10 protein-coding genes are annotated in these 14,313 nt (G+C 68.3%); 4 read left to right on the forward strand and 6 right to left on the reverse strand.

Features of this window, described 5'->3' with window-relative positions; all coding sequences use genetic code 11:
• Positions 1–7: 7 nt before the first annotated feature.
• Entirely contained in the window at positions 8–907 is a 900-nt protein-coding gene (locus AC0693_RS31215; protein WP_478803551.1) for an ATP-dependent DNA ligase, read from the reverse strand.
• A gap of 313 nt (positions 908–1,220) precedes the next feature.
• Between AC0693_RS31215 and AC0693_RS31220 the strand changes: the two genes are divergently transcribed.
• The 3 genes from AC0693_RS31220 to ligA all read left to right on the forward strand — a co-directional run bounded on the left by AC0693_RS31220 (position 1,221) and on the right by ligA (position 4,507).
• Positions 1,221–1,709 (forward strand): hypothetical protein, encoded by a 489-nt coding sequence (locus AC0693_RS31220; RefSeq protein WP_478803552.1) that lies wholly within the window; start codon positions 1,221–1,223, stop codon positions 1,707–1,709.
• 36 nt (positions 1,710–1,745) lie between these two features.
• Positions 1,746–2,219: a hypothetical protein gene (locus AC0693_RS31225; RefSeq protein WP_478803553.1), complete on the forward strand. Its 474-nt coding sequence runs from the start codon at positions 1,746–1,748 to the stop codon at positions 2,217–2,219.
• Positions 2,220–2,449: 230 nt separating this feature from the next.
• Complete coding sequence (ligA, locus tag AC0693_RS31230; RefSeq protein WP_478803554.1) at positions 2,450–4,507, forward strand: NAD-dependent DNA ligase LigA; 2,058 nt, start codon at positions 2,450–2,452, stop codon at positions 4,505–4,507.
• 88 nt (positions 4,508–4,595) lie between these two features.
• Here the strand turns inward: ligA and AC0693_RS31235 are convergent, their stop codons facing one another.
• The gene (locus AC0693_RS31235) at positions 4,596–5,039 is read right to left on the reverse strand and encodes a hypothetical protein (RefSeq protein ID WP_478803555.1); all 444 of its coding nucleotides are present in this window, start codon (positions 5,037–5,039) and stop codon (positions 4,596–4,598) included.
• Positions 5,040–5,115: 76 nt separating this feature from the next.
• Entirely contained in the window at positions 5,116–6,348 is a 1,233-nt protein-coding gene (locus AC0693_RS31240) for an MFS transporter (protein WP_478803556.1), read from the reverse strand.
• A gap of 550 nt (positions 6,349–6,898) precedes the next feature.
• On the opposite strand from AC0693_RS31240, the gene AC0693_RS31245 reads away from it, so the two are divergent.
• Complete coding sequence (locus tag AC0693_RS31245) at positions 6,899–7,477, forward strand: MmyB family transcriptional regulator (protein ID WP_478803557.1); 579 nt, start codon at positions 6,899–6,901, stop codon at positions 7,475–7,477.
• A 333-nt stretch (positions 7,478–7,810) separates the two neighbouring features.
• On the opposite strand, the gene AC0693_RS31250 is transcribed toward AC0693_RS31245, so the two are convergent.
• The 3 genes from AC0693_RS31250 to AC0693_RS31260 form a co-directional block, all read right to left on the reverse strand.
• Positions 7,811–8,854, reverse strand: coding sequence for a hypothetical protein (locus AC0693_RS31250; RefSeq protein WP_478803558.1), 1,044 nt, complete (start codon positions 8,852–8,854; stop codon positions 7,811–7,813).
• A 403-nt stretch (positions 8,855–9,257) separates the two neighbouring features.
• Positions 9,258–10,277 carry a DNA polymerase Y family protein gene (locus AC0693_RS31255; RefSeq protein WP_478803559.1) on the reverse strand — a complete coding sequence of 340 codons (1,020 nt, stop codon included), beginning with the start codon at positions 10,275–10,277 and terminating at the stop codon, positions 9,258–9,260.
• A gap of 5 nt (positions 10,278–10,282) precedes the next feature.
• Positions 10,283–13,732 (reverse strand): DNA polymerase III subunit alpha, encoded by a 3,450-nt coding sequence (locus tag AC0693_RS31260; protein ID WP_478803560.1) that lies wholly within the window; start codon positions 13,730–13,732, stop codon positions 10,283–10,285.
• Positions 13,733–14,313: the final 581 nt, after the last annotated feature.

Consider the following 14,313-nt stretch of genomic DNA (forward strand, 5'->3'; position numbering starts at 1 on the left):
CGTCGACTCATAGCTCTGAGCGCACACGGACGATCCTCGGAACAACGGCGTGCCGGGTTGTCCCCTCCTCGACTTCGACCACGAGACCAGGTGCTACGGGCAGGTACCTTGTCTCCCCCTGCTGCCGAAATTCAGTACTGCCGCTTTCAGGTCGCGAGGCAAGGGCCTTGAGGAGTTCTAGGCGCACTGCGGCCGTCAATGCCCCCGAGACGACGGGGGCTCGGCGGCCTGAACGTAGGACGAGAGCCGCCGGACGGACCAAGCTGCCGACAACCCCGATGACCTCGGCCTCGCGGGTGTGGGTGTGCCTCATTTTCTGCCAGACACGCTGTTCTCGTCGCGGATAGAGCGAGTTGAGAGGCTTGATGACCAACCCCTCGGTGCCGATCGCGTCCGGGAGAGTTTCGTACCAGAGCAGCGCGGTTTGCCGCTCGGTAGTCATGGGCACCGGCTGAATGGGTGGCCCCAGGCCGGCCAGCACTTGTTCCAGGGCAGCCCTGCGCTCGCGAAACGGTCTCGATCGGAGGTCCGTGTCGAGCGCCAGGATGTCGAACGCGGCGTACGAGGCCGGAAGTTGTTCGGCAAGGCGAGCGGCGCGGGCGGGACTGGACCCGGCTCGTGCGGTCACGGCGCCAAAGTCGGTGCGCTGGCCCGTCCAGACGAGTACCTCGCCGTCCAGGACACATCCCGGAGGCAGGGCGGCCGCCGCGGCAACGAGGTCAGGAAAGGCGCGGGTGACGATTCGGCCGCTGCGGGTCTGCAGGACCACACCCTCGTGGAGGCGGAACATAACCAACCGATGGCCATCGAACTTAGGTTCGAAAGCAAATCCCGCCGCGGTGGGCAGCGTACGGGTCGGCGCGGAGAGGGCGACTGGTACCGGCGGGCGCATGACATCGGCGGGCATAGCCCCAGAATGGGCACCCGCCGCCTGCCATGGCAGCAGCGCGCCCCGGGGATGGGTTTCGCTGCGGCCGATGGGGTGACCCTGTGTCCGATCTAGTCGGATGGGGCGAACGGTCCGCGCACCGACTGCCCATCGGGGCGGCTGCGCGAGAGCCTTCGAAGAGACCTCGCGAAACACCAGACAGTCGCACGGATGAGTGTACCTTAGACTTATTTTTGCGTATACTTGATCACGTACGGGGCGAGGGGTCTCTCCCCGTCGGCGGCACATCCCGCAAGTCCTGCACCCTGCCACCTGACCTATGGAGCTGCACTTGCCTGAGATCCTTGACGCCCTCCTCGCCGCTGCGGACCGTGTCCAGTTCACCAACGCCCGCGAAGTCCTCGCCGCCGTCCTCCATGAGAGCGGACTGGCCTGGCCATGCCGAAACGATGCCTGCGCGATCGAGAACGCCAAGGAGCGCTCGCACTGCACCCGCTGCGGCTACGACCGTAGCGGCCAGCCGATGGGTGACCTGACCCCCAGCCCGTACAGGGTGCCCGCGAGGAAGTGGAGCGCCCTACGCCGGGCACTGACCGCGTTCTTCAAGGAGCAGGGCGTCGAGGCGCCCACCGCCGTGGCCTTCCGCTCGGAGAGCGACGGAGGATGGGCGACCGCAGAGGTCTTCATCTACAACGGCGGACGGCGGACCGCGCACGAGAAGTTCCAGCGAGACTCGGCGGTACGGGAGGCCCTGGAGGCGCTCACCCGATTCGAGAAGCCCGTGTACTGCGAGCCCATGCGGATCACCCTGCCGCACTGACGCGCGTAGCCGGCAGCCCACTCCCTCATCGCACACGTGGAGGTACCCCTGCTCGACACGACCACTACCGCGCGGCCCGCCAGGCTTCCTGCCCGAACCGGACGCCGCCTGGCGCGCCGCATCATCAGCCTCCTGAACGACACCTGCCTCCGCGCCCTGGTTTCGGAGTGCGCGCTGGAGTCACACCGGCGCGTCACCACCAGCCTGCTCGCGCTGTTGCGTGCGGAGGCGGCGCTCCCCGCGCTCGGGGCAGGGGCGCCGAGGGCGCCCGTGCTGTCGGTGGAGTTCTGCACGACGGAGGACGAGCCAGACGGCACGTACTGGGATGCGGCCTCCGTGTATTTCAAGTACGGCGACGGGAGGGAGGCGAGGGTGGACCTGTCCGGCAGTCCGGCCGCAGCCCGCCTCGCCGAGTTCTCCCGCTTCGCGCACCCCGTGCACAACTCAAATCTCGAGGTGGATTTGGTCGCCGGCGAGTTCGTGGAGACCGGGCCTCACTGGCAACGATGACGCATGGTTAAGTGGACATGTGTTAGAATTTCAGGCATATGGCGAGTCGTATCTCGCTCGGACGAGTCGGGCGCGGAGCCCCTTTGCCCACAGCGGACACAGGGACGGCCACGCATCCCCATCAGGACTTTCCGATCCGGCCGCTAGGCCACGCCCCTCACGACGCAGGTCCTCCCGGCTCGATCGCCCGGAGGACCTGCGTTGTCAGACCCTCGATACAGGATGTGCCCATGACCTTGGATCTTGCCTCCGCGCAGCCCGCGCTCAACAGTCTCGACGAGTACAGCGGGGCGGTGGAAAGGGCGCGGAATGCCTGCCTTGCCTACTACGGTTCGGGCGGCTCCCCCCTCGACGACTTCCAGTACGACCAGCTCGTCGCCGCGATCGCCTCCTACGAGGGCGCCCACCCGGCAGACGTCTCACCGCAGTCCCCCGTGGACAAGGTGGCCGGCGGGGCGCTGCCCGCGGGCGATGTGGAGCACACGGCTCCGATGCTGAGTCTTGCGAACGCGTTCACCACCCAGGACCTGCGGGACTGGGACACCTCCCTGGTGCGGCGCCTGGGGGCTCCGGTCGCGGGCGGCTACGCGGTCGAGGCGAAGTTGGACGGGGCCTCGCTGGTGGCCCGGTACCGCAACGGCCAGCTCGTGCAGCTTGTCACCCGCGGCAACGGAACGAGCGGTGAGGACGTGTCCCACGCGATCGGCACGATCGTCGGACTCCCCCTCCAGCTCGCCACCAGCGTCTCCTTCGAAGTGCGCGGCGAGGTCTTGCTGACCACTGAGCAGTTCGAGCGTGCAAACGAGATCCGTACCGCCCATGGAGCAGATCCCTTCTCCAACGCGCGCAACGGAGCGGCCGGCACCTTGCGGGCCAAGGGCCGGGCCTACACCGTGGAGATGACTTTCTGGGCGTTCGGCGCCGTCGCACTCGACGGCGGTACCTCCCTCCCGGACTCGACACACTCGGAGGTCATGGGGTGGGTGTCCGAGATGGGCATCCAGACGGCCGCGGACACGCCCGCCGGGCTGACGGTCGTCAAGACCATCGCCGAGGTTCAGGAGCAGGTGGACCGCATCGCGGCGCTGCGCGCGGGACTGCCTTTCGGAATCGACGGGGTGGTCGTCAAGGCAGACGACCTGGCCGAGCAGGCGGTGGCCGGGAACGGTTCGCGCCACCCACACTGGGCAACCGCCGTTAAGTTGGCCGCTGAGGAGCGACGTACCCGCCTGCTGGACGTGACATGGGCGGTGGGCCGGACCGGAGTTCTGGCGCCGACGGCGGTGCTGGAGCCAGTGGAGATCGGCGGGGCAGTCGTGCAGCACGCCACGCTCCACAACCCCGCTGACATCGAGCGCAGGGGCCTGCGTATCGGCGACATCGTGAATGTACGCAGAGCGGGCGATGTCATTCCGCGCGTGGAGAACCCGGTGGTGGAACTGCGGACCGGCGAGGAGCGCGTGATCGAGCCCCCGTCGGTGTGCCCGGGCTGCCAGGGCCCGATCGACAAGTCCCAGGAGCGGTGGCGTTGCTCCCAGCCTGTCGCCTGCGGGCGCATCGCCGCGATCCTGTACGCCGCCGGGCGCGACCAGCTCGACATAGACGGCCTGGGCGAGAAGTACGTGCGCGCGCTCGTCGAGGCCGGGAAGGTCCGCGACATCGCCGACCTCTTCACGCTGGACCACGCGGCGCTCGCTGCCGCTGCGGGCAGCGAGAAGCGGGCGGTGAAGCTGTTGGAGCAGATCGAGGCTGCCAAGGCCAAGCCCCTGTCCAGGGTGTTCTGCGCGCTGGGGGTCGTCGGCACCGGACGGGGCATGTCCCGCCGGATCGCACGGCACTTCGGCTCTATGCAGGCCATCCGGGCCGCGGACGTGTCCGCCATGACCGCGGTGGAGCTGGTCGGCGACACCAAGGCGACCGCGATCGTCGAACAGGTGGCGACGCTGGGCCCGGTGATCGACAAGCTGGCCTCCGCGGGGGTCAACCTCACCGAGCCTCAGGCGCCGGGCATGGCCGACGGAGACGGAGCAGCGGGGCCGCTCGCTGGCGAGACGGTCGTGGTCACGGGCAAGATGGTCGGCGCGCTCGCCAAGTTCGACACCCGGGACAAGGTCCGTGAACTGATCGAGCAGGCGGGCGGGAAATCCTCCAGCGGGATCTCGGGGAAGACAACCCTCCTGGTTGCGGGTGAGCGATCAGGCGGCAAGGTGGCCAAGGCCACCGAAGCGGGGATCAGGATCGAGACCGAGGCCGAGTTCGCCGAGCGAATCGCCGCCTTCCTGTCCTGAACATGCGGAAGCCCCCGTCAGCGCTTATCGAGCGCTGACGGGGGCTTCCGCATGTTCGTGGCCGTCCGGGTGCCGGGCGGGTTACGGGCTACCGAGCCCGGCTGGCAGGTGTGATGAAGACGGAGATCACTGCGCCGGAGGGGTCGGACACCCTCACTCCGATGGTGTCGGAGCCCGCCGTTGGTGTGCTGCTCGTCGCCGCGGTCGCGGAGCTCGGCTGCGACGACGGCGGCACCGACTCCCGGACGCCGCTCTGGTAGATGCTGGCGAACGCCGTCAGGACGGCCCGGATTCCTTCGACGCTGTCCTGGCTGTTGGGGCCGTTGACCCCAACGCTCCGGGCGGCCCGGGCCATGTCGTCGGGCGTGATCGCCGCGATCCTCTCCGGCGTCAGGTTCTGGCCCAGCACGGTGCGGTAGAGCTCGGTCGCGATCGCCTCCGCCTTGCGTACGCGGGAGTGCCCGACGTGTGCGGCCTGGCAGGGGTTGTCAGGGTCGAGTTCCTTGGACGTGGGCAGCAAGTTGTCCTCCATGGGCCGTAGTTGCCGGGTGCCCAACACCCGAGCTTGCACTGATAAGTGTACTTGCCACCACTGACAGTGCACCTGTTCAGCTTGCTTCCGACCGGCCTCTGACGGCTACGGAGAGGGGGCGGCAGAGGATGGCTCCGAGCATCGCCGAAATCGCCATGGTGGCCGCGACAAGCAGGGGGCCGCCGGTCTCGAGTGCCCAGCTGGCGGCGAGGGGGGCGATGATGACGGCTACGGCCAGCGTGGTGCCCCAGACTCCGGCGTAGACCCCTCGGGATTCGGCGGGTGCGATCCGGTTGAGGATGTCGGCCGCAGCGGCGAACACGACCACCTCGCCCGGGACTGCCGCCGCGGCCGCCATTGCGTAGCCGGTGAGGTTGGTGGCGAGTGCGGCTGCCACCAGGCTGACGCCGAGCATCAACGACCCGGCCGCAAGAAGGTCGGTCATGGGTCGAGAGCGGGCTCCTTTGCGGGTGAGCCAGCGGTTCAGGAGGGGAGACGTGGCCAGTACCGCGGCCGCGTTGGCCGCCTGGGTCCAGGCGTAGTCGGCCACGGTCAGGCCGCGGTCGGCCATGATCAGGGGCAGGGCCGAGAAGAGGCTCGCGCAGCAGGTGAGCGCGGCAAGGCTGGTGAGGACGAGCAGCCACAGCCGGTGGTCGCGCAGGACGTCATGGTGCGATCCGGATCCTCGGGCCTGCCTGTCTTTGTGGGGGATGTCGATGAAGTGCCAGGCGATGATGCCGCTCAGGGCGCAGGCGGCCGCGTTGAGCGTGATGAGGGTTCCGATGCCCGCAGGGCCGGCGAGGAGACCTCCGGCGGCGCCGGCGGCTGCTGCTGCGACGTTGACGGTGTAGTTGCGGCGCGCGTTGAGAGCGGCCCGCTCTTCTCCGTCGGGCGCCAGGTCGGCGATGGCTGCCGTGAACACGGGCCGGGGGGCGTCGTAGAGGATTCCCGCGGCGAGAACGGCGGCGAGCAGAGCGCCTGGGTGGTCGGTCCAGGCGACGAGGGGGAAGACCAGGGTGCCCAGCGCCATGGCGGTGACGAGCGCGGCTCGCCGTCCGATGCGGTCGGCGAGCCATCCCCACAGCACAGAACCGACGAGCCATCCCAGCCCAAACGCCGCGAGGGTGATTCCGATCGTGCGGCTGCCCTGGCCCTTATCCGCCAGGAGGTAGGGCAGGAAGGGGTAGGTGAAGCCGGCGGCGCGGGTGAGGAACGTCGCTGCGACGAGTGCTCTGATGTTCCGGCGGGTGGAGTCGTGCTGCCGGAGGGGGCCGTTCACGACGTGCGGGGACGCGAGTGTGGCGGGCATGGGGGGCTCCAGCAGGAAGGGCGCTGCGGTCCGGGGAGGGTGGGGCGCCGCCGGTGGGAGGGGGCGGCGCCCCGCAGGCCGGCGGGCGGGCTGGTGTGTTCGCCTGCCCGCCGGCGTCCCGAGTCGCCGGGGGGCTGGGCTCGGGAGGTGCGGTGGTGTCGGGTCAACATGGGCCGCAATTAGGAACTCTCCCGGCGTATCCGAATTGTTCATAATTCGGGCGCCTTCCAACTTCGGGGCCTTTGTCGATCACCTACACATCGGAAATCTTGACGGCCAGCCGAGCATCAAACAACGAAGGCGTAACTCCGGTAATATCTCACCCGTAAATTCCGTGTATGCCGGGGGTGGATTGGTGTCCGTAAGTGCCGCAAGGGCAATTCTTCGTGACCGACGGCGCGCGGTTTGCCGCCAGGATCTCAATTTGCCAACCCGGGGGCGCCGACCCGGCCCCCGGGTGGAGGGTATATCGCAAACTGATGTAGATCTGGCCATGAATCGCGGCGTGGGCCTCTACGGCAGGGTGGAATCCGGGACCTATCGCCCCAGCATGGAGTACCTGCACGCGCTGGCGAAAGTTCTGGGCATGAGTCAGGAGGAGTACCGGCAGGTGCACCTACTGATCCTGGGGTCAGAGCCTCCGCGCGCCCTGGATCCGGACGCCGGCCTGGTCATTCCCGAGGGCTGGCCGGAAACCGTCGAGGGACAGGCCGACATGGCATGCCTCATTGATCGACGTTTCACTATCTCTGCTACGAATGCCGGATTCCGGCTGCTCTTCAACGGGGGCGACACACCGGCGAATCTTATTGAGTGGATCCTGTTCAACCGGGAAGCCAGAGAGCACACCTTGATGGACTGGGCGCACTCTTGGGTTCCTGACGCCACTGCTCGCCTACGTGCCGCTCGCGCAGCCCATCCCGGTGATGCGGAGATCCGCGAACTCCTCGCGCGCGCCGATCGCGATCCGGAGGTTCGGAAGGCGACGGAGGTTGGCGGGGTGCCCCGGAATTCACGGCGCCGCATTCATCACCCCGGGATGGGTCCGGGCTGGGTGACCCTGATCGAGTCAGAGCCAGTGGAAGCTCCTGGAGCCCGTCACATCACCCTGCTCTTCGCCCGGTCATGAACCAGCCGCAGTGGCGGTCGCTCGATCCTCGTGATGGGTTCCGGGCGGCCGCTTGTCAGGTGTAGGACTCCGAGGTACATGAGCACTCCCACCGGACGTTGCAGCTAGGGCAGACGGACATGTGATGGAGAGCGACGGAACCATCCTGGCTGTCGCGTCACGCCTACACCTCACCTGCGGAAACACGGCCGGCCCCGCACTGGAGCGGTCCGTCGTCGTGGCAAGTGCGATTGCCACGCTGGAGGTGGAGATTGTTGGCCTGGGCAGTTGCCCGCAGTTGTCCTCTGGCTGTAGCCATACGAGCACCAGGCCGTACGCCCGGTTGGGCCGGGATCAGGACTCCAGGCATTCGAAGGTCTCGGTGCAGTGGAAGCACATGTTCACCGGCTGGTCCGGGGCAAGCGCAGTGGCGACGCCCCCGACTAGCGCCCGGATCTGGCAGTGGGGGCACTCGGCGGGTTCAGTCTCTCCAGGCCAACCCAGCCCCCGCCGGAGCGCCTCGTCGCGCAGTACCGTCTCCAGATCGCCCAGATCCACGCTCCAGGGGATTTTCCCTCTGCCTTTGTAGTACCGACGGATCCTGGGCTGGTAGAGGATCTTGGTGGCGTATGCCACGGCCAACTGGTCGGCCTTCCAGGGGCGGGGACAGTAGAGGCACTTGTTGGCCGCGCCGTCGACGTGAAGCGCGAACTGGGTACAGTCCGGGCACTGCACCGTGTGGTGTGCCACGTCCTTGAGTTGAATGCGCAGGCGATCCATGCGAATCGTGACGTAGCCATTGATGCTTCCCAACCCAGACCGGACTTCGCGCATGTTGTCGGCAATGGCCGCTCGCTGGTCGGCGTCGATCCTGTCCAGAAGCTCTTCGTCTAGGAAGCGAATCAGGAAGTCGAGCACGTCTGCAGCATGACTCTCAACGGCCGCCGCCGTCTCTGTCAGCCCCCAGTGCTGAAGCTGGTTGCGGATGCCGGCCAAGGCGAGGATGGCTTCCTTGTCTCTCCTATCAATCTGGACGCCTACAACCTGCACGAGCCTTCGGATGGTTTCCGCGTTGGTGGGGCTGTCGAACTCGCCGTCGTCGTATTTCTGCTTACTCGTCTGGCTGGCGTCTTTGATGACCAGAGTCCAGTGCTCTTGCCGCAAGCGCGCTTTGAGAAGTACCTCGCAGGCCGCCTGAAGGTGCAGGACGGCGTACTTTAGGTCGTGTGGGCTGGGGTCGCCTTCCCCCTTCTTCCTGCGCAGCAGCCTTACCACGCTGACAAGGTAGTCGACTCCATTGGGGACGGGTGGGAAGTGCACGTCCAGCGCTGTGGTGACGCTCGTAGTCGGCTTCGGCGCCTCTGCGCCAATCTGTCCGCTAGGCCCTGTCTCGGTCATGTGGCCCGCCATTTCGTTCTGTGTGCGGAGTGCCAAGCCTCCACCGACTACTTACTCTGCCAGCCGCTGACGAGCCCTCCGGTGCGGCACATCGACCTGCAGTTCTACCGACTAGGCTGGGCAGGTTCAGCGTCCGACCATTCATCAGCAGCACCGTCAGATTGCACTCACAATCCCCGACGTAGGCGCACTCCGGGGAGGCACGCAGATGTTTGTTGCCGAATCTGCACGCCGGAGTGTAGGGCACTACTAGACCGTAATGAAGAAGCGGTCCAGGCTGACGGTGCCCGGCGCGTCCAGGATTCTGGATCACCGCCTTTGCTGATCTGCCCAAGTAAACCGTCGAATGCTCATCTACTGCTGAGATACGGGCTCGATGGCTGAAGTAGGTTGGCCCCCTACATCAGGGCCGAGCCCGCGGGGGCGCCTCGGCCACCCTGGCTCGTCCGGCGAGGGTGGCGGGACGGACCGCGTCCGGACCGTACCGGGCGCGGGCGCGGTCGGCCGCCGCTTCAAGCTTCCGGGCTCGGTCGTCGGAGTGGTCGAAGGTGAGCTGGTGGTGCGTGGTCTCGGCAGGAGTGAGCACTTCGCCACGAAGCCCAATTCCGGTCACGCGCGCTCGTTGAAGTCCGAGGGCCTCCAGCATGTCGTACGCGGTGTGGGTCAGGGCGGCGGAGTGGTTGGTGGCCTCCGGGAGCGTTCTCGTGCGCTGTGTGGTGGCCTGGTCGGAGTAGCGGACGGTCAGGGCCAGGCGCCGTGCTGCCTGGTGGGTGTCGCGCAGTTGGAATCCGATCTGCTCGCAGAGTTGCAGCAGGGCGCGCCGGTGCTGGTGAGTGTCGAGTTCGTCGTGGGGGAAGCGGTACTCCGCGGAGGAGGAGCGGGCGGGTTCTTGCCGGGTGACCGTACGGGGGTCGATGCCGTGACTTCGCTCGTGGAGGAGGCGGCCGGCGGCGCCGAGGATCTTCTGGACGGTGACCAGCGGAGTGTCGGCGAGTTGGCCGATGGTGGTCAGTCCGTAGCGGCTGAGCGTCCGGACGGTGGCGGGGCCGGCCCCGTAGAGGGTGATCAGGGGCCGTGGCCGCAGCCATCGCTCGGTGGCCTGCGGGTCTGGGTCGATGCAGGTGACGGCGCCGAGGGCGGTGGCGTCTGCGGCCATGGCGGCGATCATCGGGGAGCGGCCTCCGCCGATGGCGGTGCGGACGCCGTAGTGGGCGAGTGCCCTGAGCTGGATGAGCTGGGCGATCTCGCGGTGGCTTCGGCGGAAGTACGTCTGTGCGCCTCCGATCTCACAGTCCGCGGAGGCCGGTTCGACTGGCTGGACGCGTGGAGTGAAGTCCTCGAGCTGGGTGAGCAGGTTCGTGTAGAGGTCGTGGGCGCCGGGGTGCAGGTCGTAGTGGATACGCAGGACGTACGGGGTACTCACGGCGGTCACCCCGCGCTTCCGGGGCTGGAGTGGGCTGGGATCTTGAAGTCGGCGGTTTGAGTGCCGGCCGGCTGGAGGTCTGCCCAGGGGTGGAGGTGCGCGCCAGTCTCCATCTGGATCCGGCGGGTGGACGGGGCTGTCGTTGTTCGGGGGGCTGCGGAGCCCAGGAGCTGCTGGAGTGCCTCGGGGCCGTCGTCGCGCCGTACAGCGGCGAGTTCGTCGAGGTTCCACGCCATTTCGGCGACGACGGTGGCGCGTCGGCCGCGGCGCTGGACGCGGCCGCGGACCAGCAGGAGGTTGGAGTGGAACACGGTGTGGGCGCATGCCTCGTGGCTGGAGTCGAAGAAGGCTACGTCGACCAGGCCGGATCCGTCGTCGAGGGAGGTGAAGATGACTCGGCGGCCGGATCGGATCGGGGGAGTTTGGGTGGCACTTCGAACCCCGGCGACGAGGATCTGCTGGCCGGTGGGGAGGGCCTGCAGGCGCCGGGCGCTGGTGGCGCCGAGTTCGCGCAGGAGCTGATGGTGGTGGTCCAAGAGGTGGCGGGTGAGGTCTACGCCGAGGATCTCCAGTTCGGCGGCCAAGGCCTCGCGGGAGGTCATCTCGGGCAGACCTGTCGGGTCTGCGGTCAGGACGTGTCCGTCGTCGAGTGGGAGCTGGCCGTCGGCCAGCGAGCGCTGGCGGGCGTGCCGGTGCAGCTCGGTGATCTGGAGCAGAAGGTCGCGCCGGCTGGCGGCGCCTCGCAGGGAGTCGGCGCCTCCGATGCTGACCAGTCGTTCGGCGAGCGGCAGGGACGGGCGGGCCCGCTGCCAGAAGTCCTGGATGCTGGAGTAGGGCTGCCCGGCAGTGATCCGGGTGATCTCTTGGCTCGTGATGCCGCGAACGCCGGAGAGCGCGAGTCGGACGTTGAAGTGGCCGTCGTCAGCGGGCTCGACCCGGTGGTCGGCGGCGGACGTGTTGATGTCCACGGGCAGGACCTCCACGCCGTGCTTCTTGGCGTCCTGTACCAAGATTCTCAGTGCCCACATACCGGGGTCGTGTGTGAACAGCCCCGCGTAGAAGGCTGCCGGGTGGTGGGCCTTGAGCCAGGCGGATTGCAGGGCCGGCACCGCGAACGCGGTCGCGTGGGCCCTGCAGAATCCGTAGGCGCCGAACGCGGCCAGGCTCTCCCAGACCGTTTCGAGGACGGTCTGGTCGTAGCCGCGGGCGCGGGCGGTCGTCATGAACCAGTCGCGTACCTGTGGCAGGCGTTCCTTGTCGCCGAGGGCTCGGCGTGCGAGTTCGGCGAGGGCCAGGTCGCAGTTGGTGAGGGTGGCCACGATGCGGATGATCTGCTCGTGCCAGATCAGGACGTTGGAGGTGTCGGCGAGGATCGGGGCCAGGTCGGGGTGCGGGCAGGGTGGCGGGTTGCCGTGCCGGGCTTCGACATAGAGGCGAGGCATATCGGCGGCCACCGGGCCAGGCCGGAAGAGGGAGATGTCGGCGACCACGTCGAGGATGTTCCGGGGCTGTAGGCGTGCGAGCAGGTCGAGCTGGCCTGGGCTTTCGAGTTGGAAGCAGCCCAGGGTGTCGGATTCCTGGATGAGCTTGAACGCGAAGAAGTCGTCAGGGGGAACTTGCTTGTGATCGTCCAGGTCGATGGGCCGGCCGGTGGTGCGGGCGATCTCGGCGACGGCGTGGGCCATGGCGGACTGCATTCGCACGCCGAGGACGTCCAGCTTGATCAGTCCGAGGTCCTCCACGTCAATTTTGTCCGCGTGCAACATCAAGTAGCCGCCAGGGGTCGACTGGACGGGGAGCCGCTGCAGCAGGGTGGCGTCCGAGATGACGACTCCGCACGGGTGCATGGCCACTCCGCGCGCCAGCCCGTCGAGGCCCTGCGCGAGGTTGAACAGGTCGCCGTAGCGGCCGTCTGCTGCTTCGGCGGCCAGCGGGCGCAGCTCGGGCAGCTCGGCGAGGGCCGTCGTGATATCGCAGGCACGGATATGTGGGAAGGCCTTCGCCACCTTGTCGATCACCTCTGGCGCGATCCCAAGGGCCATGCCGGTGTCGCGGAGGGCGTGTCTGGCGCGGTAGGTCTCGGGCATCGCGGTGAGGGCGGCCCTGTCGGTGCCGTACCGGCTGATGATCGCGTCGTAGACCTCGAGGCGGCGGTCCGATTCGACGTCGAGGTCGATGTCGGGGAGGTCGGTCCGGCGCAGGGACAGAAAGCGCTCGAAGACGAGACCGTGGGTGATCGGTTCGGCGTGGGCGATGCCGAGCAGGTGATTGACCATCGAGCCGGCGCCCGAGCCGCGTGCGTTGACGCGGATGCCGAGGGCCCGGGTGTCCTTGACGACCTGGGCAACAGTGAGGAAGTACGAGGCGTAGCCGAGCCGGGTGATGACGTCGAGTTCCTCGTCCATCCGCTGGCGCGCTGCGGGGCGGCGGTCCAGGCCGCGCCAGGCGAGTCCGCTCTCGCAGTGCTCGCGCAGGAGGCGGGCGGCGTCCGCGGTGTCCTTGGCGCCCACCAGGTGCGCCTCGGGCAGGTGCGGCCGTCCGAGGCCCAGGTCAGCCACTGGGTCGAGGCGGCACTCCTCTCCTGCGGCGGTGGTGTCGGCCAGGAGCTGCTCGGCGCGTCGGCGGTCGCCGCCGGCGCATTGCGCGATGCGTTCGGCGGCCGTGGCCATCCGGGCAGGGTCGGCGATCCAGCGGGTCCCCGGGTCTTGGATGCCGCGGTCGGCCGGCGGAATCGGTCGAAGCAGGCGGGCGGCGTCCAGGACGTCGGCGAGAGGTGACTGGCCGGGGTGGGCGTAGCGGGCGGCTGTGGTCAGAACTGTCGGCACTCGGAGGCGGTCGCCCAGCTCGAGGGTGCGTGCGGCCAGGCGCAGCGAGCCGGGGCCGGTGCCTGGGCGGTCGTGCCAGACGGCTTCGAGGCGCAGGTCGGCGCCGAGGTCGCGCCAGGGGGCGAGGAGTCGCTCGGCGGTGTCGGGACGGCCTGCGGACAGGGCGCGCCCTGGTTCGGATACTGCGCCCAGGAGCACGGTCAGGCCGGCTCCGGCTTGCTCGCGCAGTGTGGGCCAGTCGAGGAGCGGGGGTCCGCCGTCGGCGTTGGCGTGGGCGGCGGAGACCAGGCGGCACAGGCGTGCCCATCCGGAGCGGTTCTGTGCGAGGAGGACGACGCGGATCGGGGGTTCTTCGACGTGCGCTCCGCCGCGGGCCGGGGTGCGGCGGCGGGAGGCGGCAGCCTGCGGGGCGTACGGAGCGATGGCCAGGTCGACGCCGAAGATCGGGCGAATTCCGGCCTTGGCGGAGGCCTTGGCGAAGCGGACCAGCCCGAGGGTGTTGTCCCGGTCGGTGAGCGCAAGGCTGCCCATGTCCAGGTCAGCGGCTTGGCGGACAAGTTCGGCGGGATGAGCGGCGCCGTATCTGAGTGAGTATCCCGATGCGACGTGCAAGTGGGTAAAGGCCGGCATGTGCTGTGTCCCGTCACTTGTCCCCCTCAGCCATTTTCGTTTCAAACCACCCCAAAGTGAATCGAACGTTTGTACGTCACTGTAGCTCGTCGTGCCCTGTGATCACGACTTGTCGCACGTTGGATCACCCGTTCGGGCGGGCCCTTGCGCCCCGACCTGGCGCGGCGCACGGCACAGCCCCCGGCCGTCCCCTACCGTCACGGGTGAGCAAAGGAGAGCCGGCGGCCCTGCGCCTTTCTCTCGCCCGTCCTGCACCCTTCCGCCAGTCCGGGAAAGTGCAGGTCTTCCCCTGCCGTACGGGCGGGTTCTGGGCCTCCACCACGCTGATTCGGCCCCGTCTCGCCCGGCGGCCCGATGTAGTGCCCGTTGGACGAGGACGAGCAGGGCAACAAGATCCTGTGCGAGGGCGAGGCGGAACTCGCGGCCCGCATCCTGAACGAAATGCCCTAACGGCTGCTGCCGCCGGCGCCCCGAGACGCCGGCGGCAGCGGATACCACGTAACCCACCGGGTGGGTCCGGCCTTCGGCGCCAGTCGGCAAGCTCGACGCGAAACGTTGGGCACGTGGCCCGACTCCGCCTT

The sequence above is a fragment of the Streptomyces sp. NPDC043876 genome (assembly GCF_056435825.1).

What these genes read in the sequence shown, in the direction of transcription:
- AC0693_RS31215 (WP_478803551.1), bottom strand. Translation starts at nt 907, where the DNA reads ATGCCCGCCGATGTCATGCGCCCGCCGGTACCAGTCGCCCTCTCCGCG.
- ligA (WP_478803554.1), top strand. Translation starts at nt 2,450, where the DNA reads ATGACCTTGGATCTTGCCTCCGCGCAGCCCGCGCTCAACAGTCTCGAC.
- AC0693_RS31235 (WP_478803555.1), bottom strand. Translation starts at nt 5,039, where the DNA reads ATGGAGGACAACTTGCTGCCCACGTCCAAGGAACTCGACCCTGACAAC.
- AC0693_RS31240 (WP_478803556.1), bottom strand. Translation starts at nt 6,348, where the DNA reads ATGCCCGCCACACTCGCGTCCCCGCACGTCGTGAACGGCCCCCTCCGG.
- AC0693_RS31245 (WP_478803557.1), top strand. Translation starts at nt 6,899, where the DNA reads ATGGAGTACCTGCACGCGCTGGCGAAAGTTCTGGGCATGAGTCAGGAG.
- AC0693_RS31250 (WP_478803558.1), bottom strand. Translation starts at nt 8,854, where the DNA reads ATGACCGAGACAGGGCCTAGCGGACAGATTGGCGCAGAGGCGCCGAAG.
- AC0693_RS31260 (WP_478803560.1), bottom strand. Translation starts at nt 13,732, where the DNA reads ATGCCGGCCTTTACCCACTTGCACGTCGCATCGGGATACTCACTCAGA.